Raw genomic sequence first — 20485 nt, forward strand, 5'->3', positions numbered from 1 at the left:
TCTACTGAACAAAAAAGAGCAATTATAATCGCTGATGAAACGATTATAATTGCTCTTTACTATACAGACAAATCGGATTTTATAGTCCTTTGTCTATCTCACGCAGCACGAAAACGGCGTCGCCAACCGACTTTACGCCTGTAACTACCATTGAACGTTTGCCGTTTCTCTCCTTGATGTTGCAACGGCGGGGATTGTTTCCGATGTAGTCGATGCACTTTCCGAACGCCCGACTCTTATAATAGGCACTGTCGGGATTTGATATGAACTGCATCTGGAGGGTGCTTTGCTTCAGTATCAGCTTTTCGCAGCCAAGACGTTTGCCCACTCGGCGGAGTGCAACTACCTGCATCAGCTCGATTCCCTGACGTGGTACAGGACCGAAACGGTCTTCCAATCGCTTGCGGTAAGCATCGAGGTCAGTATCGTTTTCAATGTTGTCGAGTTCGCGATAGAGCAACATTCGCTCCGAACTTCCAGGCACATACGTGTCGGGGAAATACATTTCGAGGTCGCTTTCCACCGCACAATCGTCAATGAAGTCATCGCCCGTAAGTTCTTTTCCCTCTGCCATTTCCTCCGTATAAAGGTCTTGGAACTCGTCGTTCTTGAGTTCGGTAACTGCTTGGTTCAATATCTTCTGATAGGTTTCGTAGCCTAAATCTTCCATAAAGCCACTTTGTTCAGCCCCAAGAAGATTGCCTGCACCACGAATATCGAGGTCTTGCATCGCCAAACTGAAGCCACTGCCAAGGTCGGAGAATGTTTCCAAAGCCTCCAAACGACGGCGTGCATCGGGATTCAGGGCTGCCAATGGCGGTGCAAGCAAGTAGCAGAAAGCTTTCTTGTTGGAACGTCCCACACGCCCACGCATTTGGTGAAGGTCGGAAAGTCCGAACTTATGCGCATCGTTTATTATAATGGTGTTGGCGTTGGAAATGTCGATACCGTTTTCAACGATGGTTGTTGAAAGCAGCACATCGTAGTCGTGGTTCATAAAACCAATGATGGTTTCTTCCAACTCTTCGGGTTTCATTTGTCCGTGCCCAATCGCTACACGGCAATCGGGTACGTATTTCTTGATAAGACTTGCCAATTCGGGTAAGTTTGCTATACGGTCGTTCACGAAAAATACTTGTCCGTTTCGGCTCATCTCAAAGTTTATCGCGTCGGCGATTACTTCTGACGAGAAAGAAGCTATTTCCGTCTGAATTGGATAGCGGTTGGGCGGTGGCGTTCGCATAATGCTCATATCCCTTGCGCCCATCAACGAGAACTGCAAAGTGCGGGGAATGGGCGTTGCCGACATCGTTAGCGTGTCGATATTGTTCTTCAGTTGGCGCAGTTTCTCCTTTGTCGATACGCCGAACTTCTGTTCTTCGTCGATAATCAGCAAGCCAATATCCTTCCATTTTACGCTCTTGCCTATCAGTTTATGCGTTCCCACGAGAATATCAATCTTTCCTTCGGCCAAGTCTGCCAATACTTGCTTGGTTTGTTTGGCTGTTCTTGCTCGCGAAAGATAGTCTACCGTAACGGGCATATCCTTCAGTCGCTTACTGAAAGTTTGGTAATGCTGGAATGCAAGCACCGTAGTTGGCACGAGCACAGCCACCTGTTTTCCGTCGGTAGCTGCCTTGAAAGCTGCCCGCACCGCTACTTCGGTCTTGCCAAAGCCAACGTCGCCGCACACCAATCTGTCCATTGGGCGGCTACTTTCCATATCGTGTTTCAGGTCTTGCGTCGCTTTCAGCTGGTCGGGCGTATCTTCGTAGAGGAACGAAGCCTCCAATTCGTGCTGCATAAACGAGTCAGGCGAGAAGGAAAAGCCCTTTTCGTGGCGTCGTTTGGCATAGAGCTTTATCAAGTCACGAGCAATATCCTTGATGCGTTTCTTCGCCTTTTCCTTGAGTCTGTCCCACGCTCCCGAGCCAAGAACCGAAAGACGTGGGGCAGCATCGCCACTATCGGCACGGCGATACTTGCTTATTTTGTAGAGCGAATGTATAGAAACGTCCACAATATCGTTGTGCTGATACACCAAGCGTATCATTTCCTGATAGGATTCGCCTGCCGGAACACGCACCAAACCTGCAAACTTACCAATGCCAAAGTCTACGTGAACAAGGAAATCGCCTGGTTCCATCTCTTGCAACTCTTTCATTGTAAGTGCCATCTTGCCCTGTCGAGCCTTGTCGGACTTTAGGCTGTACTTGTGGAAGCGGTCGAAAATCTGGTGGTCGGTGAAGAAACAAACTTTCAAATCGTTGTCGATGAAGCCCTCGTGAATGGTTCTGTTCACGGGCATAAAGGGGATATTGTCTGCCACAGAGGTCGTCTCGGCTTTGCTGTCAGCCCCCTTACTGTCGAATATATCGCGCAAACGCATTGTTTGTTTTTCGCTGTCGGCAAGAATATAGAGTTTGTATCCTTGCAGCAGATAGTCTTTCAATGACTGCGTAAGCAACTCAAAGTTCTTGTGAAAGAGCGGTTGCGGCGAGATATTAAAACGTATAATCGCCTTGCTTTCCTCGTTCTTTGCACGGTTCGCACCAAACTCTATGCGCTTGAAGTTCAAGGCATCGTCGGTAAACTGTTGCGCCGTTATGAGTTGAAGATTAGCCTGCAACTGCTTTCTCAACTCGTTTTGCTCTGTTTCCGTTTTACCTTCGAGCTGCTCGGTCAGTGCTTGTGCAGTGAAACCATCGTTATAAATGCGTTCGATAGTATCGTGAATATACAGCAAATCCTTCATTACGAGGACAGAATCTTTCGGCAGAAACTGCAAGAAAGGTATTTTCTCTTCGCTCAATGTAGCCAATTCCGGCACAATCTCCACCTTTTCTTTCTTGTCTTTCGATAACTGCGTTTCCACCTCAAAAGTACGAATCGTGTCTACATCGTTGCCGAAAAAGTCGATACGATAAGGCAGTTCGCTCGAAAAGGAATAGACATCGAGAATGCTGCCACGTACGGCAAACTGCCCTGGCTCGTACACATAGTCTACTTGTTGGAAGCCATACAAGCGCAAAGTCTTCTCTGTTTCAGTTAAATCCATCGTCTGTCCGACACTCACAGACAAGGTATGCTCGTCCAACTTGTGCTTGGCAACCACCAATTCTGCCAACGCCGAAGGCTCGGTAACGATGCAAAGAGGCAACGAAGCGGTAGCTTTTGCCTCGTTGATGACCGACAAATGCGACAGAACCTCCGTACGCAGTATCTCGTTTCCTGCATCGCGCTGACCATATTTCACCGCCCTGCGATACGAAGAGGGGAAAAACAACACCTCAGCAGCCTGCCCCTGCCCATTTTCGGGCATGGCAATTGTTTTCAAATCGTTGTAGAAATAGCCCGCTTCGTCGTTATCGTTCAGTACGAAAAGCATTGTTTTTTGCCATCGTTTCACTATCGAAGCAAAGAACATTGGTGTGGCAGAAGCCAATAATCCTTGAAGAAAAACCGTGCGAACCGACTTTTCTTCCATTGTTTTCATCAAAGCATCGCCCTGTGGCAACACTCCATATAGTTTCTGTATGTCTTGTATATTCATCGCAATCATTGCGTTCCGACAAACCGTCGGATTTCTTTTTTGAAGTACAAAGGTACAACTTTTACCTTATATCCCGATAAGTTCTAAATATTTATGGGGTTTCAGTGGCTTCTATGCTCATATATATTCTTGTTATACCATTCCTATGGCTGAATAGTTTGCCCTCTATATATTGTTGCATTCCAAGTCTTGGTAATTACCATTCGTCGAACTTATGTTATAATAAACCTCTTTAGAGATCTGCTTGCCCCTGAGATTGGCAATGAAAGTGGCATCGATATAAACTGCCAAATAATGGGAGGGGAGAAAGCGATTGAGTCATTACTCAACATCTTCACGGTAGCTATTGCTCAAGTAAGATACCTGCTGTTTACTATAGATGTGTCCATAAATAGCTTCAGAGTTTCCGTCTATCTGCCCTGAGTAAGACCTTTGGTGTAAAATAGGTTGGAAACCTTGCATGTTCTTTGCTTTCACTACGGATCAAGCATGAAAAAACCAGATAGAAATTACCACTGCGACTGCGTGGAATACGAAGAGAAAACTCAAAGGCATGACTATACCAACGACGGGAACGAAGGCCATTACATTGCTTGTGCTCATTCGCTTTGACAAATAAATCACGTTCATGCCCCATCAGAGAATTCATGATTAAAGACTGAAGAGTAATAAAACCCTTGCTACTGCTTGTGTAGTTGGAAATAATTTCTGAAATTTGTGCTTGTGTAAGTTCCATTTTTCTGTTATTTTTTGCTTTATGCAAAGATAAGAAAAATATGGTCTTACACACTTTTTAAGACACTACCACAATGAAGAAGAGAATGTATCCACGATAGGATACATTCTCTTAAAATACCGTATTTATTCTGTTACTTATTTGTTTTCGCAGCAACTACCGTTCTTGCCGTGGTGCTGAACAAAGGCGAGGAGCATCCAAACAGTCTTCTCCTGTCCTTTGATATAGCCCGTCATAAGGTCTGCCGTAACGTCATCGTGAGCATCATTAGCCAAGTCGATGAGTTTACGTTCTTGTGCAATGAGATTCTTGAAGTAGCCTAATACGTCTTTCATACCTTCTTGACCACACTCAACTTCCTTAAGTTCTTTGATTGTTGCAATTTTTAAATACTCGCTGAACTTACTTTCCGGTATGCTACCAAGCTGGAGAAGACGTTCTGCAATCTCATCTACTTTCTCTGCAGCATCGTTGTATAGTTCTTCATACTTAGCGTGCAAAACAAAGAAGCCATGTCCTTTTACGTTCCAGTGGAGGTTGCGAAGATTTGTATAATAAATCTGGAAATCTGCCAATAACTGTGCAAGTCCTTTTCTAACTGCGTTAACCTTATTCTCTTCCAATCCTAAAATTTCTAAGTTATTCATACTTTTTCCTTTCTAATTTAATTATTAGTTATCTGTTTAATTGTATTGCAAAGATAGGTAAGGTTCACCTAACTACCAAATGTTTTTATCTATATGCCTATAGAATTAATCTATATTAACTTGTAAGAATCGGATAATAAGTGTTTTATAACGATATAGAAAAAGATTTAGATAGTGTTTTTAGATGAGAAATACCATTTGAACTACAGATATATCTGATCAGAAATGGTATTAAAAATCCCCACAAACAGCGATTGTTTGTGGGGATTTGTATGCTTTCTGAAACCTTATCTACGAAGGCCGAGCTTCTTGATGATTGCACGGTAACGTTCGATGTCGCGCTTGTACAGATAGTCGAGAAGCGCACGACGCTTACCTACAAGACGTGTAAGTGAACGGGTTGTAACGAAGTCCTTGTGATTCTTCTTTACATGTTCTGTCAAGTGCTTGATGCGATAGGTGAACAATGCGATTTGGCTTTCTGCTGAACCTGTGTCCTCTACCTTCTGTGCTTTGCCGTACTGGCCGAAGATTTCTTCTTTCTTTTCTTTGCTTAAATACATTTTACTTTGTTGATTAATGTTGTTTGCAATTACATCTTTCCATTGTAAAAGCCGCCTTAATCGTAACGGCTCACAATGTCAAATGCATCGGTATTTCCGAAAGTGCGCTGCAAAGTTACAACATTTTATTTATTCCACAATACTTTTACGATTATTATTTGTAATTTTGCACCCACAATTGAGTGTGGATTTAAGACATAATAAATGCAAGATATTAGGAACATCGCAGTAATTGCGCACGTAGACCACGGTAAAACAACGTTGGTAGACAAGATGATGCTCGCTGGTAAACTCTTCCGTGATGGACAAAATAACAGCGACGAAGTGTTAGACTCCAATGACTTGGAGCGCGAACGAGGGATAACAATTCTTAGCAAAAATGTAAGTATCAATTGGAAGGGTACTAAGATTAATATACTTGATACGCCAGGACACTCCGATTTTGGTGGTGAAGTGGAGCGTGTATTGAATATGGCAGACGGCTGTTTGCTATTGGTAGATGCTTTTGAGGGACCAATGCCACAAACACGCTTTGTGCTTCAGAAGGCTTTACAACTTGGTTTGAAGCCTGTAGTGGTTGTAAATAAGGTAGATAAACCTAACTGTCGGCCCGAAGAAGTATACGAAATGGTGTTCGACCTTATGTGCGATTTGAATGCAACAGAAGACCAATTAGATTTTCCTGTTGTGTATGGCTCGGCTAAGAATGGTTGGATGGGAGCTGATTGGAAGACTCCAACCGATAATATTGATTATCTTTTAGACCTTATTATTAAGGCTATTCCTGCACCTGAGCAGTTAGAAGGTACACCGCAGATGCTTATTACATCGTTAGATTTCTCTAGTTACACAGGTAGAATTGCTGTCGGTCGTGTGCATAGAGGCACGTTGAAAGATGGTCAGAATATTACTGTATGCCATAGAGACGGCAGCAAGGAACGCACAAAGATTAAGGAACTGCACACCTTCGAGGGTATGACGCACCGCAAGACCGATGCTGTTGGCTCGGGCGATATATGTGCAATTATTGGGTTAGAGCATTTCGAGATAGGCGATACTATTGCCGATTACGATAATCCTGAAGCATTGCCACCAATTGCTGTGGACGAACCAACTATGAGTATGCTCTTCACTATCAATGATTCGCCATTTTTCGGAAAGGAAGGCAAGTTCTGTACGTCGCGCCATATTAACGAGCGTCTTGAGAAAGAGCTTGAAAAGAACCTCGCTTTGCGTGTTGCACCTGTAGAGGGATATACAGATAGATGGCTTGTAAGTGGTCGTGGTGTGTTGCATCTTTCGGTTCTAATAGAGACAATGCGCCGTGAGGGCTACGAATTGCAGGTGGGACAGCCACAAGTAATATATAAGGAGATAGACGGACAGCGTTGCGAGCCTATTGAGGAGCTTACAATAAACGTTCCCGATGAATTTTCGAGCAAGATGATTGATATGGTAACGCGTCGCAAGGGCGAACTCTTGAGTATGGATACGGAGGGCGACCGTGTGAACATAATGTTTGAAATACCTTCTCGTGGTATAATGGGACTCCGCACAAACGTGCTTACTGCGAGTCAGGGCGAGGCGATTATGGCGCATCGTTTCAAGGAATATCAGCCTTTCAAGGGCGAAATCACACGCCGTACCAACGGTTCTATGATTGCTATGGAAAATGGAACGGCATACGCTTACTCTATCGACAAGTTGCAAGACCGTGGCAAATTCTTCATCGACCCGGGCGAAGAGGTTTATGGCGGGCAGGTTGTCGGCGAGCATGTGCACGAGAAAGACTTGGTTATCAACGTAACGAAGGCGAAGCAACTTACCAATGTGCGTGCGTCGGGCTCTGACGATAAGGCGCGCGTGATACCGAAAGTGGAGATGAGCCTTGAAGAATGTATAGAATATATAAAGGTAGATGAGTATATCGAAGTAACGCCGAAGAGCATTCGTATGCGCAAGATACTGCTCGACCACCTTGAGCGTAAGCGCGAAAGCAAGGAGTAAACACTTTCTTTATTATCCCTGCCTATTCGGTTGTAGAGCTGAAAAAGCCAGCCTATAATATAATAATAAGGTGAAAAGGTCGTTTTATAAGTAAAACAAAACATACTTATGAGACGACTTTTTTTATTATGTTTATTTGTGCTCACCCTTTTTGGTGCACAGGCACAACCTAAGTGGGGAACGTGGTCGGTGGTACCACACGTTGGCGTTAGCTTTGCTAATTTAACTAAAGATGCTATCTATGTTCCATATAATGGAACTTCGCATTCGCAGACAAGAATAGGTTTCTCGGGCGGTGCAGACGTGTATTACCAGCTGACAGACAAGTTGGCGCTGTCTGGTGGTGTTGCTTACACACAGGCTGGTTGCAACTTTAAAGATATTCCTGCCGACCTGTCAGCAAGGAGTGGCACCGTTCTCCACGATTCATATTACAATTTGGGATATGTTGATGTTCCACTGCTTGCTCACATTTATATATCAAAAGACTTGGCACTCTCTATAGGGTGTCAGCCATCTTTCCTTACAAAGGCTACATCGCACACTGAAATGCAAGAGTATGAAACGGACGGGAAAGGTGGAATAAAGTACGATAAGAATCTAGTCAGTGAAGGCAATGCAAAGTCTTTGTTCAAGAAAACTGCCTTTGCGATACCTGTTGGCATAAGCTACGAATATGAGAACGTGATGCTGATGGCTCGCTACAACTTCGGGCTTTCAAATGTTTACGGTCACGACTTAGGCGATAGCAAAAACAGAATCATCACAGTGTCGGTAGGATATAAGTTTAATCTGTAAAAGTAAACAACACAACAAACCGCCTTGGCAGCTCTGCCAAGGCGGTTTGTTGTATGCTTTTATTGCTTTTTATAACCCTCGTGGGGTATAATTGCACTTTATTCGTAGAGTATGGTAAGCTTTGTTGCTTTGTGTTTGGAGGCTGTCGAAATACTTGCCAAATAGGGACTCTTGCCGCAACGGGGTTACGACGATCGTCGTAACCCCGTTGCGGCATTGGTCGTAACTCCGTTGCGATGAATGCCGTAACTCCGTTACGACAAACGGCGTTGTTCCGTTACGTGTTTATTGCTTCTTATTTTACAACTTTACGCGTCGTTCCGTCTCTCATACGAACGATATTTACTCCACGCTGCAATTCCTTCTGTTTCTTGCCATTGACAGAGTAAATAGTTCTTACGGTAGCGTTGTTCGATGACATGCCTGCCGAAATTCCCGATGGTGTTTTTCTTGTGAAATATCCCGTATCGGGGTTTGCCATCGACCCATCGGTTTTGTTCTTGTCGTATGCGACTGCACCTTTGAGTTTCTCGCAGAAGCTGAACATATCCTTTGCAGTGCTGCAATTCCATGCATCATTGCAGTAAATGGTGGTCAGAGACTCGCAATGACTGAACATTTCGCTGAACGACACTGTACCTTTCGTGTTGAAATTTGTCAGGTCGAGCGAAGTCAGTTTCTTGCAGTTCCGAAACATACTCCTCATATGGATTACTTCCTTTGTATTGAAACTCGAAATGTTGAGGGTGGTCAGACTGATGCATCCGTCGAACATATTATCCATAAAACCAACTTTAGCCGTGTTGAAGTTTGATAAGTCAAGCGATTTCAGACTGCTGCAACCACGAAACATATTTGCCATACTGGTTACGTTAGTTGTGTTAAAGCTTGATAGGTTGAGCGAAGTCAGGTTTTGACATTCAGTGAACATCTCTCCCATGTTTATTGTATTTGCCGTATTGAAGCTCGAAAGGTCAAGTGCGGTTAGGTTTGAGCAAGCCCGGAACATATAGCCCATACGGGTAACTTTTGCTGTATTGAAGTTTGAAAGATTGAGCGATGTCAGTTTGGTGCAACTCATGAACATCTCTTCCATATCGGTTACGTTCTCGGTGTTGAAGTTCGAGACATTAATCGAGGTCATATTGGCGCAGACAGAGAACATACTGCTCATATTTCTTACGTTCTTCGTGTTAAAACTTGAAAGATTGAGCGAAGACAGTGCTTTGCAGTTGAAGAACATGTGCCTCATGTTGGTTACGTTCTTTGTGTTGAAACTCGATAGGTCGAGCGCGGTCAGAGCAATGCAGTGCATGAACATCATGCTCATGTTGGTAACGTTTGCCGTGTTGAAGTTCGATAGGTCGAGCGAGGTTAAGGAAGTGCAAGCAAAGAACATTTCCGTCATATCGGTTACTTCAGACGTGTTGAGATTTTCCCAACCCGTGATATTCTTCAAGGCTCTGCAATCGCCAAACCAACAACGGGTGGTTGTCGGGCGGTAGTTCTTGAACGATGTATCGAACACGACCGTAGTAGTCCATGTATTATTAGCTTCGGGAACTCCTGCCCAAGCTGGACATCTGCCTTGGTATCGGGTTTCCTTGATACCATACACCGTACCCGTTCGGCTCGATTTCTGTGCGTCGTAATAGAACGTGAGCGTTGCGCCGTCGTCGCTTACTACGACATATGCTTCGTTCTTTTGTGCCTGCGTCGGTAGTGCTGCCATTAGCATTATTGCTATGGCAAACAATGAGAAAAGTAGTTTTGGTTTCATAGTCGTATTTTTTTATAATTAGTTAGACAAATTACCCCCGTTTGCCTCATACAATGGGACGGAACGGGGGCAATGTTTATGAACGCTTTTGTCAGTGGTAAACGATATCTTTCCGTTCAGTTGCAAATATAATTCTTTTTTTTAAGAACCACAACAATTTGGAATGTAAAAGTGTTTTTTTTCTTATTATTCTTCGCGGAACGGATAGATTAGGTTGTCTTCGGTAATCTTATTCAATACCTCGTCTACGAATTTGCGACTTTCCCAGCGCGCCATCGGCAGGTCGTGAAGCAGGTGGTTGCCGCAATCCTTGGGTGTTGCGCCCGGTATTTCGCCCTCGAACGAAGCTACAAACTCGAAGGTGCGGCGCATAAGGTCTACTATCTCTGCCGACTTCAGGTCGCCTTTCAGTATCAAGTAGTTGCCCGTCAGGCAGCCCATAGGTCCCCAATAAACCACACGTTCTTTCCATTCGGCATCGTTTCGCAGGTAGGTTGCCGCCAAATGCTCTATGGTATGGAGCGCACCGATGTGCAATGCAGGCTCTCGGTTAGGCTCTTTCATACGAATGTCGAAGGTTGTTACTACTTCGTTGCCTACACAATCCTGTCGGCTGACGTAGATACCACGCAGCAAACGGTCGTGGTCGATGGTGAAAGAAGGTATCTTGTCCATATTGTTCTTTGCGTTTAAAGTGTGTTGATAAAATGCTTTGTAACTTCGAAACTGCCTTCGGCAACCTTGTTCCAGAAGTCATAATACATACTCGCGTCGGTGTCTTTGAGCGGAATGTCGCTGATGACGCGGAACGAAACGAAAGGCACGCCATATACATAGCATACCTGCGCAATGGAGCAACTCTCCATATCGACTGCCGTTGCTTCGGGAAAATCGTTCATGATAGACTGCATTTTCTCTTTCGTCGTAACGAAATAGTCGCCGCTCACGGTAAGTCCAGCCTTGATGGTGAAGTCGTTTCCGTCCTTCGTATCGTTCAGCGAAAGTGCTTTCTCTACCAGTTCCGCAGGCGTTGCATAGCGTGCAGGCATACCCATAACTTGTCCTTTGGCGGCTTCGGTACCACACGAAACATCGTGATAGACACATTCCGTAGCCACCACCACGTCCATAACGTTCAGCGTAGTGTCTGCTCCGCCCGCACAACCGCTCGAAACAACAAGGTCGGGCTTATAATTGTTTATCATTTCCACTGCACCAATGGCAGAGTTTACCTTACCGATGCCGCACTTCTGCAACACTATTTCCTTGTCGCCAACCTTTCCAAGCACAAACTCCTTATGGTTGCGACACACCGTTTCCGTATGTTCGAGAATGGACTTGAGCTGCGTAAACTCCTTGTCCATTGCCACAATAATGCCTATTTTCATATTGCAAAGGTACGAAAAAGTTAGTAGGAGGCAGTTGTAAGTAACGAGTTTTTTGTATCTTTGCACGCATATCACGAAGATTTAAACAGAAATAGAACATGAATACTTTGAAGAAATGTCTGCCCGATGCGATTGTTGTCGCACTCTTTGCAGTAATCTCTTTTGCTTACTTTTTAGTGCCCGTATCGCAAGGCAAGATACTTTTCCGTCACGATTCGCAGGCAAGTGTAGGTTTAGGACAGGAACTTACCGAGTACGAACAGCGTACAGGCGAGGTAACACGATGGACAAACTCGCTTTTCAGCGGTATGCCGACCTATCAAATCTCGCCTGCGTACAGTTCCACCGATGGACTTTCGGCAGCCATGTCGGCATATCACCTTTGGTTGCCCGACTATGTTTGGTTCCTCTTTGCCTATCTCTTGGGCTTCTATATCCTGCTTCGTGCGTTTAACTTCCGCCAATCGCTGGCTGCATTAGGCAGTATTTTGTGGGCATTCTCTTCCTATTTTCTTATCATTATCGCCGCCGGACACCTCTGGAAGGTAATGGCATTGGCTTATCTTCCGCCGATGATAGCAGGCGTGGTGCTGGCTTATCGGGGCAAATACCTGTGGGGCTTCATCGTTACAGCGGTGTTCACAGCCTTTGAAGTAAAAGCCAACCACGTGCAAATGACTTACTACTACCTCTTCATAGTACTGTTTATGGTAGTTGCCTACCTTGTGCAAGCCATTCGCGAAAAGCGTTTCCAACACTTCCTGAAGGCTTCTGGCGTACTCGTAGCAGCGGCATTGATAGGTGTAGCCATCAATATTTCGAACCTATACCATACTTGGGAATACCAGAAAGAAAGTATGCGCGGCAAGAGCGAACTGACAAAAGCCAACAGTGCCAATCAAACCAGTTCGGGACTCGACCGTGATTACATTACACAATGGAGCTACGGAATAGACGAAACCCTGACGCTGCTTGTGCCAGATGCCAAGGGTGGCGCAAGTGTTCCGTTGAGTCAGAACGCAACAGCAATGGCAAAAGCCAATCCCGAAGTGCAAAATATGCTGCCACAACTCTACGAAGCAGTGCCACAATATTTCGGAACGCAACCCGGTACGAGCGGTCCAGTCTATGTGGGAGCCTTCGTTCTCTTCCTCTTTGTGCTGGGCTTGTTCATTGTTAAGACTCCGTTGAAGTGGGCATTGTTGGCAGCAACCATTCTTTCTATATTGCTTTCGTGGGGACACAACTTCATGGGTTTCACCAATTTCTTCCTCGATTATGTACCGATGTACGCTAAATTCCGCACCGTAGCCAGCATATTGGTAATAGCAGAGTTTACCATTCCGTTGCTCGCTGCCCTTGCCTTGAAGCGCATTGTGGACGAACCGACGGTGCTTACAAAGAACATGAAGTTTGTTTATGCCAGTCTTGCGCTTACCGCAGGTGTAGCTCTCGTAATGGCATTGATGCCAAGTATGATGGGACCTTTCATATCAGAGCAAGAGCGTCAGATGCTTTCGGGCATTCAAGGTATGACACCCGATGTTCAGAATATGATGCTTTCGAGCATTGCCACCATGCGTGCTGCAATGGTAAGTGCCGATGCTTGGCGTTCAATTATCGTCATAATCATTGGTGTTGCCATGCTTTTACTCTTTAAGGCACAGAAGATTAAGGCAATCTATCTTATTATTGGAATAGCAGCACTCTGCTTGATAGACCTTTGGCAAGTAGACAAACGCTACTTAAACGACGAGATGTTTGTACCTAAGAGCGAACGCGACACACCACAGCAGGCTACCGCAACCGATATGGAAATATTGAAAGACAAGGCTTTGTCGTACCGTGTGCTGAACTTCGCGTCGGGCGCATTCAACGAAAACAATACGTCGTATTTCCACAAGAGCATTGGTGGCTATCACCCAGCCAAGCTCCGCCGCTATCAGGAAATGATAGACAAGTACATCGCTCCCGAAATGCAGGCAGCTATGCAAGCCATTGGAAGCAAGGGAGGTGTAATGTCGGAGGTAGACGGCAGAAAGCTATTCCCCGTGCTGAATATGCTCAACGCCAAATACTTTATTGTTCCGTTGCAGGGCAATGCCACCACTTCTATCCAAAATCCGTATGCGCAAGGCAACGGCTGGTTTGTAGATAAACTTACCTATGTAGCCGATGCAAATGCCGAATACGCCGAAGTGGGCAAGATAGACGTCAGCCACGAAGCCGTAGCCGACAAGAAGTTTGAAGCCGTACTCGGGCAAACAGCAGCCAACGACTCTACTGCAAGCGTCGTGCTGACCAAGTATGAACCAAACAATATGACCTACGCCGTGAACTCTGCAAAGGGCGGAGTGGTTGTGTTCTCGGAAGTTTACTATCCTGGTTGGTCTGCTACCATAGACGGACAGCCTGCCGAACTCGGTCGTGTGAATTACATTCTGCGTGCCCTGAACGTGAAGGCAGGCAAGCACGAAGTAGTGCTTGACTTCCACCCATCGAGCATCAGCATCACCGAAACCATAGCCTACACAGCTCTCGCAGTTCTTCTGCTTGCCATTTGCGCAGCCCTCTTCGTGGAATGGAAGAAGCGAAAGGCAGCGAACGAATAAGACTTTTGCAGCCATCTGAAATTATCTTAAAAAGAAGAAGCCACCGCAATGACCTTCGTTGCGGTGGCTTTCTCTGTATGTGTTGCACCCTTATCTCGAATATGGGCGGCGTGGTGTGCTTTCCGAAATCGACAGAAAAGAAGATAATAAAGATGTAAATATTTTCTACAAACTTAGTTATTGCTTAACAGTCTAATCGTCAGAGTATTATAAAACCTATCGTTTTGCGTTCCCAAAGCGGCTGTTTTACACGTTAAAAGCATAGGTTTTACATCACGAAACAGCCGCTTTCGCAATGTCAGAGCACAATTGGTACTTTCCAACAGAATTATCTTTACAAAGTTAAATAGGAAAATCCCCACTATTTCATTGGTGAGTAAAAGTTTATTAGTGGGTAAAAGAATATCTATAGGATTGCTTGCTTAGCCTGCTTTCTTATATCGAACTAACGTAAACTCCACGTTCCTGGCGTTGTCATACACCCCCTGAAAGCAGTGTTCCGCACCTCGATTACGGGTGCGGAACATGGTTGTTTCTTACTTTTTCACTACCTTTTGTCCGTTCACAATATATATATTCTTAGGCAGGCTTTCGAGCTTGTCTGATAAGCGCACGCCCTGAAGCGTATAAATACCACGATTATCCTTTATAGCAGTGTCGGTAGTAGACTTGTCGATGCCCGTTGCGCCCTTGGTAATGGTTACCCAGTCGGTAATAACCTTTTCGCCAGTACCAAAGAGAGAGTAGAAGTTATCGTCGCCAGCTTCGATTTTTTCCCAGTAGTTTCCTGCAGGGGCAGTAATGGCACAGCCTTTGAATTCGGGCTGTTTTCCCCACATATAGCTGATGCTGCCTATATAGACATCTTCACTTTTGCCACCACCCTTGGCACGCACGTTACAATTGTCGAATTTCCAATAGCCGAAAGCTATTCCCACTGCTCCTCCCGTTGCCTCGATGGTACAGTTGTTCACGGTGATAGTGCCGTAGTTGAAAATACCGCTTTGGTAGTATGCGTCGCTTGATGCAGTTGAGCCTTTCACCTTAAGACTGCCATCATTCGTGAACGTGAGGGTCTTGCCGTCAGCATTCCACACACCCACGCTCTTCTCTGAAGTAACGGTATTGTTGCCAATGAGATGAATGGTTAAACCGTCGGTTTTGTTGTCGATGCCGACTCCACTGCCGTTATAATCTTCGTCAGCAGTGTTGCTGATGGTGGCATTGTCGAGTGTAAGCGTCTTGGTGGCATTGTCGTACTTCACCTTGCCTGTTACGCCTTTAATCTTGGAGAGGTCGTTGCAATTGTCAGAGGTAACCTGCGTGCCGGCAATGTAGAGGTCGTACTTGGTTTGAGCTTGTGCCGTGCCTGTCCACATTGTCGTCACTGTAGTGAGAATGGACATAAGTAATAGTTGTTTTTTCATAACTTTTTTGTTTTTAATATTTAATAATTAGAGGAATCATTTCGTCTGGGGTGCCTGTCCTTAGTATAAGGAGGGCTGATAATGCAGCCCTCCCACTCGCATCTCCTTATAATAGAGATACAGGCGAAGCCTGCGTGGTATATGTTCGATTAAATATGCGAAATCCCCAAATAGTGTAAAAGCTGTTGAAACTCTTAAATGGTCGCTCTCTCCGAACGGTTTGGAAAGGTGCACAGAGGGCACGCAAAGCGTGTCTGCGCTACTGTTTCGGTATGCCCTGCAGAGGCTTGTTGGTATATACTTTGTTAATAGTTTCATCGTAATAGGCTTAGAGAGTTCTACGCTTTATTTAGCCATTCACTTGCAAAGATAAACTTTTTTCTTTGAAAGTTGCAATAAATATGAAAAAAATATGCTGAAGTGCTGAAATTGGTAGCAATCTGTTAGATGCCGACTTTGTCCATTGTCCCGGCTCCCATTGCGAAAAAAGCAAACTCTATTTCTCTCCCTGCCCTATCTGCATCTGTACAAAATGACGAACAGCAAGACAATGTCTGCTGACAATATCTTGCTGAACAGTACTTTCTGTGGATTACTAATATAATGTATAGAGCAACCTCTATAGTTGCCCGATAGAGGCTACATCTGTATGCTGATGCCGGTAGTGAGCCAAGTGCCGGGTTGAGGCACGTTTCCGTAGTCTACGTACGCTCTGTTAAGCAGATTGTTGGCAGCAACAAAGGCTGTCCACTTGCCTGCGTTCCACGAAAGGCGTGTGTCGAGTATGCCATACGTTGCATATTTATGGTGCTGATTGGCGGTGTCGATGTAGTTTCCCATGCGGTGGAGCAAGCGGTAGTTCAGACCGAAGTCGAGGTTTCGCCACAGGTTCAGCTGCAAATCAGCCACCATTTTATTCTTCACATACTCTAAAACGTACTTGCTCGTAATGCCCTTGTGCTCCTTTTCGTTCTGGTTAAGATAGCAATAGGCTATGCCAAAGTGCTTCAGGAAACGCTGTGAAGGCATCAGGGCACGGAAGTCGAAACGAAGCGAAGCCTCTATGCCTACGACATTGATGCGTCCGAAGTTCACGCTTTTCCACAGCGTGGCACCGTTCGCGTCGAGTGTTCCGTCAGAAATCCAGTCGATAAGGTTCTTCTGACGATTATAGAAAATACTTGTCTTACCGCTGATTCCGTGTGCATCGTACTTCATGCCGGCTTCCAGTGCCGAGAGTTCTTCGGGTTTCAGGTGCTTGTCTGCCTTGTGTCCACCCACAGAATAGAAGAGTTCGGTAAACGAAGGCATACGCAGCGAAGTGTTGTACGACGCATACACCTTCCATGCGTTGCCTATCCGGTAGCTTGCATCTATGCCCGGATAAACGCGCATATTCATGTCGGCTTGGCTGTTCTTCACCGCAACGATGCCTGCCGATAACGTAAAGCGCGAAAGAATTATGTTGTGTTCCAGCACGAATTGCAGGTTGGTGCGGTTAATTCCGTTCGTATAGTCGCGGTCGGTTCCATGAATGTGGTGCTGCCGTCCGAGCTTTTCGCCAAGGTTTGTGCTCACAAGCTCCTCTTGTCTCAGTTCAGCAGCAAATGCAGTCCGCCCCAAACTCCAGTCGAAATAAGCATTGAGGTTCACACCATATACGTCGGTTCTGTGGTAGTTGTACGCATACTTCTGCGGTGCGCCACGGAAAAGCTCGAATCTGTCCATGCTGCGATTCCAATAGATAGACGGACGGATGTGGAACCTTCCTTGCTTGTTTTCAGCCTGCAGGGCAGTGAAAGTCTTGAACGTATGTTCAAACTGGTCATCGTATTTTGCCGCATAGAACGTGTTTGCACCAAAGTCTTTAACGCTCATTCCAGCATGCCAGTTCACCGCAATTAGGTCGTCATTGTAGTTGCCTTGGTAGAAAACCTTGCCCGTTTTGTAATCGGCATTCAGTCTTCCGACCTTGTTTCTCAGATAGCCGTCGCTATGCGTAAACGAACCCGAGAGCTGGTTATTCCAATGTCCCTGCGCAATGTTTGCACGTGCGCCCGCCGAAAGATAGCCATAAGAGCCACCTTCTATGCGTGCAGAGAGAGAAGAAGATTGGGGAGTCTTGGTTACAATGTTTATCGCACCTAATAAAGAAGATGTGCCATAAACGCGTCCTGCCGGACCTTCGAGAACTTCAATGCGTTCGATTTCGCTTATATCGACTGGGAAATCGAAAGTGTTATGGGCTGTTTGGGCGTCGCAGATGTTGATTCCATTCAGCAAAACAGTAATCTGCTCGGAGTTTCCGCCCCGTATGCTCACATCGGTAAGTGCTCCTAAAGCTCCTTTCTGGCGCACGTCTACCCCTACGGCATACTTCAACAGGTCGTTTACACTTTGTACTGGCGCGGCTTGAATGTCTTCACGACTCAGTACAGTTACCATTCTCGCTTGCTGACTGACAGTCAGCGGCGCTCGCGTACCCGTTACATTCACTTCTTCGAGCATCACTTGCTTGTTGGTTACTGTGGAATCGCTGCTCGTCTGCAAGGCTTCATTACTTGTGTTGTGTGCCGTTGCGTGTTGAAGAGTAGCAACACTCAGTACACCAATTATCACTTCCTTGCCGAGAACAGCAAAGAGCGAATAGCCGTGATTGGAGAAGTGGGTAAACTTCAGTACACTACGCTTGTTTAAAATTGGTTTGTACATGATGTAATAAATTTATTAATGGTTCGGGCTATCTGCTCTTAGTGGGAGGCAGACCTTGCCGAAACCGAGATGCAAAAGTACATAAATTATTACGGAAAAGTCTGCTACTTCGGCTATTTCTTTCCTTTTGTTTCGCTTCTTTCCACTAAACAGGAAAATAAATGATAAGATAGGCTGATAGTTTTTTATTATTTACTACTTTTGCACTTTATATTTCTAACAGACGGATAGTTATATCGTTGTTAGGCAAATTTAAGTATCAAAAAAGTAGAAAGCTAAGTAAGTAACCGTACAATGAAAACATTGACAGACCGCATTCTTAAGGACGGGAAATGCTATGAAGGGGGAATATTGAAGGTAGACAAGTTCATTAACCATCAGTTAGACCCTAACTTGATGAAGCAAATAGCCGTGGAGTTTATCCGTCGCTACGCTTCTACGGAGATAAACAAGATTATAACAGTGGAGGCAAGTGGCATTGCGCCTGCCATTATGATGGGTTTCCTGCTCGATTTGCCTGTTGTTTTTGCCAAGAAAAAGAAGCCCTCCACGATGGCAGATATGCTTTCGTCTACCATATTCTCGTTTACGAAGCAGCGCGAATACCATGTTTGCATTTCAAAAGAATACCTTACACCAGCCGACAAGGTGCTTTTCGTAGACGATTTCTTAGCTTACGGAAATGCTGCGAAAGGCATTATAGACCTGTGCAAGCAAGCTGGAGCAGAGCTTGTAGGTATGGGATTTATCATAGAAAAAGCGTTCCAACACGGTCGCGAGATTATTGAGGCAGCGGGAATACGCTGTGAAAGCTTGGCAATCATCGAGTCATTAGACAACTGCGAAATAAAGATTAGACAACAATAAAACCCATGGAACAAGCAAAAGAACTTATTTACGGGCTGAACGACCGCCCACCTTTGCGCGAAACAATCTTTGCTGCCGTGCAGCATCTGTTAGCAATTTTCGTAGCTATCATTACTCCACCACTCATTATCAGCTCTGAGTTACAATTTGATTTGGAAACAACCGGATTCCTTGTTTCTATGTCTTTGTTTGTTTCGGGCATTGCAACCTTCATTCAGTGCAGACGTTTCGGCAGTCTTGGCGCAGGTTTGCTGTGCATTCAAGGTACATCGTTCTCGTTCATCAGTCCCATTATCGGAGCCGGCATGCTCGGAATGGTAAACGGGAAGATGAATGTCGAGATGGGACTAAGCTATATATTCGGAGCTTGCATGGTGGCTTCGGTTGTAGAGATGCTGGTCAGCCGCGTGCTGCCCTATATGCGCAAGATAATAACTCCGTTGGTTTCGGGCATAGTTGTTACGCTTATTGGCTTATGCTTAATAAAAGCGGGCATAAACTCGTGTGGTGGCGGCAATGCGGCTATGGACGCAGGCACTTTCGGCTCTATGCAAAACCTCGGACTGGCGCTGCTTGTGCTTGTAAGCATTGTAATATTCAACCGTTCGAGCAATCCGTTCCTGCGAATGGCATCTATCGTTCTGGGCTTGATACTGGGATCTACGGTGGCTTACTTCCTGGGACTAATCGACTTTTCACGGTTAGGCGACACGGGCGCACTGAACATTCCGGTACCTTTCAAGTATGGTTTGCATTTCGACACCGGCTCCATCATCGGATTGGGACTGATATATTTGGTAACAGCAGTTGAGGCCTACGGAGACATTACCGCCAACTCGCTCATTTCGGGCGAACCAGTCGAGGGACCAGTATTCATGAAACGCGCGCAGGGAGGTATCTTGGCAGACGGTTTCAACTCGTTTCTTGCAGCGGTATTCAATAGTTTCCCGAACTCAATCTTCGCGCAGAACAACGGAATGATACAGCTTACGGGCGTCGCCAGCCGCTATGTGGGCTACTTTGTGGCAGGTGCCCTGCTCGTCTTGGGCTTGTTCCCAGTGGTGGGACAGTTCTTTTCGCTTATCCCCGACTGTGTGCTCGGTGGTGCAACACTGCTGATGTTCGGAACAGTAGCCGCTGCGGGCATTCGCATCATAGCTGCCACAGCCATCAACCGCAAGGCAGTTCTGGTCATGGCAATCAGCTTTGCGATGGGACTGAGCGTAGAACTCGTGCCGAACATATTGGACAAGATGCCTGAAGTGATACGCAACATATTCTCGAGCGGCATAACGATGGGCGGACTGACGGCTATTCTGGCAAACGCACTCATTCGCATCAAGGAATAAAAACAGGTGAAGTATTGTTGCCCCACGCTTTTTTTCAGTTTTTTAT

The 20485-nt window shown here is 45.6% G+C and carries 13 protein-coding genes and 1 pseudogene; 5 read left to right on the forward strand and 9 right to left on the reverse strand.

All coding sequences use genetic code 11. From position 1 onward, the window contains the following. Positions 1–79: 79 nt before the first annotated feature. From mfd to rpsO, 4 genes and pseudogenes are all read right to left on the reverse strand, one after another. Positions 80–3553: a transcription-repair coupling factor gene (gene mfd, locus RDV52_RS07080; RefSeq protein WP_172606449.1), complete on the reverse strand. Its 3474-nt coding sequence runs from the start codon at positions 3551–3553 to the stop codon at positions 80–82. Between the two features lie 213 nt (positions 3554–3766). After that, a pseudogene (locus RDV52_RS11265) lies at positions 3767–4289 on the reverse strand (transposase); the annotation flags it as partial. Positions 4290–4426: 137 nt separating this feature from the next. Then, positions 4427–4936 (reverse strand): Dps family protein, encoded by a 510-nt coding sequence (locus RDV52_RS07090; protein ID WP_004365223.1) that lies wholly within the window; start codon positions 4934–4936, stop codon positions 4427–4429. 287 nt (positions 4937–5223) lie between these two features. Then, on the reverse strand, positions 5224–5499 hold the full coding sequence (gene rpsO / locus RDV52_RS07095; RefSeq protein WP_004365222.1) for a 30S ribosomal protein S15: 276 nt from the start codon (positions 5497–5499) through the stop codon (positions 5224–5226). Positions 5500–5703: 204 nt separating this feature from the next. On the opposite strand from rpsO, the gene typA reads away from it, so the two are divergent. Continuing rightward, on the forward strand, positions 5704–7506 hold the full coding sequence (gene typA / locus RDV52_RS07100; RefSeq protein WP_004366324.1) for a translational GTPase TypA: 1803 nt from the start codon (positions 5704–5706) through the stop codon (positions 7504–7506). 108 nt (positions 7507–7614) lie between these two features. Further along, positions 7615–8304 (forward strand): porin family protein, encoded by a 690-nt coding sequence (locus RDV52_RS07105; protein WP_004366323.1) that lies wholly within the window; start codon positions 7615–7617, stop codon positions 8302–8304. A gap of 295 nt (positions 8305–8599) precedes the next feature. On the opposite strand, the gene RDV52_RS07110 is transcribed toward RDV52_RS07105, so the two are convergent. The 3 genes from RDV52_RS07110 to RDV52_RS07120 all read right to left on the reverse strand — a co-directional run bounded on the left by RDV52_RS07110 (position 8600) and on the right by RDV52_RS07120 (position 11472). Then, the gene (locus RDV52_RS07110; RefSeq protein WP_004366322.1) at positions 8600–10084 is read right to left on the reverse strand and encodes a BspA family leucine-rich repeat surface protein; all 1485 of its coding nucleotides are present in this window, start codon (positions 10082–10084) and stop codon (positions 8600–8602) included. A 186-nt stretch (positions 10085–10270) separates the two neighbouring features. Continuing rightward, positions 10271–10759, reverse strand: a complete 489-nt coding sequence (locus RDV52_RS07115) for an S-ribosylhomocysteine lyase (protein WP_004366321.1) — start codon at positions 10757–10759, stop codon at positions 10271–10273. Between the two features lie 14 nt (positions 10760–10773). Continuing rightward, positions 10774–11472 carry a 5'-methylthioadenosine/adenosylhomocysteine nucleosidase gene (locus RDV52_RS07120; RefSeq protein ID WP_004366320.1) on the reverse strand — a complete coding sequence of 233 codons (699 nt, stop codon included), beginning with the start codon at positions 11470–11472 and terminating at the stop codon, positions 10774–10776. A 98-nt stretch (positions 11473–11570) separates the two neighbouring features. Between RDV52_RS07120 and RDV52_RS07125 the strand changes: the two genes are divergently transcribed. After that, positions 11571–14084: a YfhO family protein gene (locus tag RDV52_RS07125; RefSeq protein ID WP_004366319.1), complete on the forward strand. Its 2514-nt coding sequence runs from the start codon at positions 11571–11573 to the stop codon at positions 14082–14084. Positions 14085–14620: 536 nt separating this feature from the next. On the opposite strand, the gene RDV52_RS07130 is transcribed toward RDV52_RS07125, so the two are convergent. Both RDV52_RS07130 and RDV52_RS07135 read right to left on the reverse strand, forming a co-directional pair. Beyond that, complete coding sequence (locus tag RDV52_RS07130; protein ID WP_004366317.1) at positions 14621–15511, reverse strand: hypothetical protein; 891 nt, start codon at positions 15509–15511, stop codon at positions 14621–14623. A 639-nt stretch (positions 15512–16150) separates the two neighbouring features. After that, the gene (locus tag RDV52_RS07135; RefSeq protein WP_004366315.1) at positions 16151–18223 is read right to left on the reverse strand and encodes a TonB-dependent receptor plug domain-containing protein; all 2073 of its coding nucleotides are present in this window, start codon (positions 18221–18223) and stop codon (positions 16151–16153) included. A gap of 294 nt (positions 18224–18517) precedes the next feature. On the opposite strand from RDV52_RS07135, the gene xpt reads away from it, so the two are divergent. Together xpt and RDV52_RS07145 are read left to right on the forward strand one after the other, a co-directional pair. Further along, the gene (gene xpt / locus RDV52_RS07140) at positions 18518–19090 is read left to right on the forward strand and encodes a xanthine phosphoribosyltransferase (RefSeq protein WP_004366312.1); all 573 of its coding nucleotides are present in this window, start codon (positions 18518–18520) and stop codon (positions 19088–19090) included. Between the two features lie 5 nt (positions 19091–19095). Next, on the forward strand, positions 19096–20439 hold the full coding sequence (locus tag RDV52_RS07145; RefSeq protein ID WP_004366310.1) for a nucleobase:cation symporter-2 family protein: 1344 nt from the start codon (positions 19096–19098) through the stop codon (positions 20437–20439). Positions 20440–20485 lie beyond the last annotated feature (46 nt).

It is taken from the genome of Prevotella nigrescens (assembly GCF_031191185.1).
Classification (GTDB): Bacteria; Bacteroidota; Bacteroidia; order Bacteroidales; family Bacteroidaceae; genus Prevotella; species Prevotella nigrescens.

Excerpts from the sequence above, each read along its gene's own strand:
- mfd (WP_172606449.1), bottom strand. The coding sequence starts at position 3,553 with ATGAATATACAAGACATACAGAAACTATATGGAGTGTTGCCACAGGGC.
- RDV52_RS07090 (WP_004365223.1), bottom strand. The coding sequence starts at position 4,936 with ATGAATAACTTAGAAATTTTAGGATTGGAAGAGAATAAGGTTAACGCA.
- rpsO (WP_004365222.1), bottom strand. The coding sequence starts at position 5,499 with ATGTATTTAAGCAAAGAAAAGAAAGAAGAAATCTTCGGCCAGTACGGC.
- typA (WP_004366324.1), top strand. The coding sequence starts at position 5,704 with ATGCAAGATATTAGGAACATCGCAGTAATTGCGCACGTAGACCACGGT.
- RDV52_RS07105 (WP_004366323.1), top strand. The coding sequence starts at position 7,615 with ATGAGACGACTTTTTTTATTATGTTTATTTGTGCTCACCCTTTTTGGT.
- RDV52_RS07110 (WP_004366322.1), bottom strand. The coding sequence starts at position 10,084 with ATGAAACCAAAACTACTTTTCTCATTGTTTGCCATAGCAATAATGCTA.
- RDV52_RS07115 (WP_004366321.1), bottom strand. The coding sequence starts at position 10,759 with ATGGACAAGATACCTTCTTTCACCATCGACCACGACCGTTTGCTGCGT.
- RDV52_RS07120 (WP_004366320.1), bottom strand. The coding sequence starts at position 11,472 with ATGAAAATAGGCATTATTGTGGCAATGGACAAGGAGTTTACGCAGCTC.
- RDV52_RS07125 (WP_004366319.1), top strand. The coding sequence starts at position 11,571 with ATGAATACTTTGAAGAAATGTCTGCCCGATGCGATTGTTGTCGCACTC.
- RDV52_RS07130 (WP_004366317.1), bottom strand. The coding sequence starts at position 15,511 with ATGAAAAAACAACTATTACTTATGTCCATTCTCACTACAGTGACGACA.
- RDV52_RS07135 (WP_004366315.1), bottom strand. The coding sequence starts at position 18,223 with ATGTACAAACCAATTTTAAACAAGCGTAGTGTACTGAAGTTTACCCAC.
- xpt (WP_004366312.1), top strand. The coding sequence starts at position 18,518 with ATGAAAACATTGACAGACCGCATTCTTAAGGACGGGAAATGCTATGAA.
- RDV52_RS07145 (WP_004366310.1), top strand. The coding sequence starts at position 19,096 with ATGGAACAAGCAAAAGAACTTATTTACGGGCTGAACGACCGCCCACCT.